At 47.1% G+C, this 3,029-nt stretch carries 3 protein-coding genes and 1 pseudogene; 3 read left to right on the top strand and 1 reads right to left on the bottom strand.

Going from position 1 to position 3,029, the window contains the following annotated elements:
* Positions 1–65 precede the first annotated feature (65 nt).
* The 3 genes and pseudogenes from avd to GVY04_17265 all read left to right on the top strand — a co-directional run bounded on the left by avd (position 66) and on the right by GVY04_17265 (position 2,670).
* Entirely contained in the window at positions 66–404 is a 339-nt protein-coding gene (gene avd / locus GVY04_17275) for a diversity-generating retroelement protein Avd (GenBank protein NBD17811.1), read from the top strand.
* Positions 401–1,468: pseudogene (locus tag GVY04_17270) on the top strand (RNA-dependent DNA polymerase). Before avd ends, GVY04_17270 begins: the two are co-directional and overlap by 4 nt.
* Positions 1,469–1,785: 317 nt before the next feature.
* The gene (locus GVY04_17265) at positions 1,786–2,670 is read left to right on the top strand and encodes an SUMF1/EgtB/PvdO family nonheme iron enzyme (GenBank protein ID NBD17810.1); all 885 of its coding nucleotides are present in this window, start codon (positions 1,786–1,788) and stop codon (positions 2,668–2,670) included.
* A 96-nt stretch (positions 2,671–2,766) separates the two neighbouring features.
* On the opposite strand, the gene GVY04_17260 is transcribed toward GVY04_17265, so the two are convergent.
* Positions 2,767–3,029, bottom strand: a 263-nt coding sequence (locus GVY04_17260; protein ID NBD17809.1) for a hypothetical protein, incomplete at its 5' end; no start/stop codon positions are given.

Raw genomic sequence — 3,029 nt, 5'->3', positions numbered from 1 at the left:
TTTCCCGCCGTTAGGCGGGTCGCGCCATTAACCAAAAACTGATGCTACCAGCAGGATAAAATAGATTGAACGAACTTCCCATTATCCAAAAGACTTATGATTTAATTTTATGGTATGTTCCAATTCTCCAAAGACTCCCAAAGCCTCATCGCTTTGGTTTAGGACAACGGATAACTGATCGGCTATATAATCTGCTGGAAGGGCTGATTCAGGCGCGTTACGATAAACAAGGCAGATCTCAACAGTTGCAACAACTCAATATTCACCTTGACATCCTGCGCTATCAAACCCGAATGCTTTATGATTTTCAGATGATTTCCAGCCAGCGTCACGAATACGTCAACGAACGACTGCAAGAAATTGGCAAGGACTTGGGAAGTTGGATTAAGCAACAACATTCATGAAACGCTACGGGAACCTTTGGTCTGAGATCCTCGCTTGGGAGAACCTTTGCTTGGCGGCTCGTCGCGCTCAACGAGGAAAACGCTTCTGAGCGAATGTTTTAGCCTTCAATTATCGCCGAGAAGAAGAGCTGCTACAACTACGCCAAGAACTACAAACCCAGACCTACCAGCCAGGAGAGTATCGCACCTTCCGTATCAACGATCCTAAACCTCGCCTGATTTCTGCTGCTCCTTATCGTGACAGAGTGGTGCATCATGCCCTGTGTAATGTCATTGTCCCACGTATCGAACAGTCTTTTATTGACGATAGCTATGCCAATCGTCTAGGCTATGGCACTCACCGCGCTTTACGGCGTTTTATCCAGTTTACTCGTCGCCATCGTTATATCTTACAGTGCGACATTTACAAGTATTTTCCCAGTATCGACCATGAGCTTCTGAAAAGCATCATACGACGACATCTCAAATGTCCTCAGACCCTCTGGCTGCTCGATACCATTATTGACAATAGCAATCCCCAAGAACCGGTTATCAATTACTATCCAGGGGATGACCTCCTCACCCCGATTACGCGACGTAAAGGGCTACCCATCGGCAACCTGACCAGTCAGTTTCTTGCCAATGTCTATCTCAACCAATTTGATCATTGGTGTAAGGAAACCCTAAAAGCTCAGCAATATTTACGCTATGTTGATGATTTTGCCTTGTTTAGCGATGACCGCAGTTTCCTGGTTGCAGCTAAAGCAGCCATTGAAGAAAAACTTGCTAGTAGTCTACGTCTCCGCCTTCATCCTGTCAAAAGTCAAATATTTGCCACGGAAAAAGGAGCGAATTTTGTTGGGTTTCGAGTCCTACCCAAACAAATCCGCGTGCGTAACGATAACCTTCGCCGTGGACGGAGGTACTTACGACAGATGCAGCGAGATTACCGACGAGGGCATTTAACTCAACAGCAGATTCAACAACGGCTTCAGAGTTGGGAAGCCCATCTCAAACATGGCGATACCTATCGCCTCCGACAATGTATTTTTCAGCAATGGTCATTTGAGGAAGAACAAGACTAGTAAAATAAAGACTGGGGTAGGCAAGGAAAACGCGGGGGTTCTTGGAACAACAATCCTAGGAACTGTCGTTCGGCGATTCGCAACAACAATAACCCCGACAACCGCAACAACAACAACAACGGTTTTCGGGTGGTGTGCGAGCGCCCCAGCACTCTTTTTTGCCGGAGTCAGCCAATGGGAATTGGTTGAGTGTGCGATTGTAAAGAGTCCAGACCTATTCCAGCGATGCAGCAATGTATCCAAAAATACCCAGAGCCGAGGGGCTAAGTAGGGAAACCGAAAGGTTGCTCGGCTCATCACGTTGGGAAGTCAAGCGAATGGTACAGGTCTTTCTCCAGCGCGAGAAACGTCAAGGAAAACAATATCGCGAGAAACTGGGCAATGGGGTGGAGCTAGAAATGGTATCTATCCCCGTTGGTATGTTTGTTATGGGTTCACCGGAAAATGAACTAGAACGCAGGGACAATGAAGGTCCGCAGCACCCGGTTACAATTGCCCGCTCTTTTTGGATGGGAAAGTACCCGATTACGCAAGAGCAATGGAAAACTGTGGTTGAGTCTATCGGAAAAATTAACCAAGATCTAGACTCTGAACCGTCTCACTTTAAGGAACATTTTGAAAAAGCCGGAGACCGCTGGCTGCGTCCAGTAGAGCAAGTATCTTGGGAAGATGCCATGGAGTTTTGTGCTCGTCTGAGTCAGATGAGTCAGAAAAGTGGTAGAACCTATCGCCTTCCAAGCGAAGCAGAGTGGGAATATGCTTGTCGCGGGATAAATTTAGAGAAGATCACAGTTGAAGAGTGGAACAAGAAGTATCATCAGCCCTTTCATTTTGGGGAAACCATTACTCCCGATGTTGCGAATTATAATGGCACAAAACGCTATGGACGAGGGATAACAGGAAAATATCGAGAGCAAACGACCCCAGTGGGCTATTTCAACGCAGCGAATCCCTTTGGACTCTATGACCTGCACGGGAATGTTTGGGAATGGTGCGGGGACGATTGGGAGGATAACTACAATACGCCAAGAACACAGGAATGTTATAAAGGCGATATAAATCATGATTTAAAAGTGAAGCGCGGGGGTTCTTGGTACAACACTCCTAGGAACTGTCGTTCGGCGATTCGCTTCCACGATTTTCCCGACAACCTCAACCTCAACGGTTTTCGAGTGGTGTGCGATCGCCCCAGTACTCCTTAGCCCTCTACACTCTTGCCTTTTTGCCCTTTGCCTCTTTCCCGCCGAAGGCGGGTCGTGTCACGATTATAAACACAAACAAATAGCCAATATCAAGTATCAAGATTTCCTTTTTTCAGGAAGCAGTTGTAATCGCTTCTGACAAGCAGGGAGATTGAAGTAATAGCTGGGCTTTTCGCTATCAGGGGCGCGGCGATCTTGCACCTCTTTTCCCAATCGCAGCAAACCGGTTTCAACGGCTCGGATTAACTGACGGCGATCGCGATAACCCAAAACAGCAGCTGCTTTCCGGGTAGGCAAATATTGAGGAGGATTGGTCTCTACCCACTTTGCCACAACACTAGCGACTTCTTCTCGAATCA

It is taken from the genome of Cyanobacteria bacterium GSL.Bin1 (genome assembly GCA_009909085.1).
In the GTDB taxonomy this organism is placed as follows: domain Bacteria; phylum Cyanobacteriota; class Cyanobacteriia; order Cyanobacteriales; family Rubidibacteraceae; genus Halothece.
The sequence above is the reverse complement of the archived record's forward strand: the minus strand, read 5'-3'. Positions and strand labels throughout refer to the sequence as shown.

What these genes read in the sequence shown, in the direction of transcription:
- GVY04_17265 (NBD17810.1), top strand. Translation starts at nt 1,786, where the DNA reads ATGGTACAGGTCTTTCTCCAGCGCGAGAAACGTCAAGGAAAACAATAT.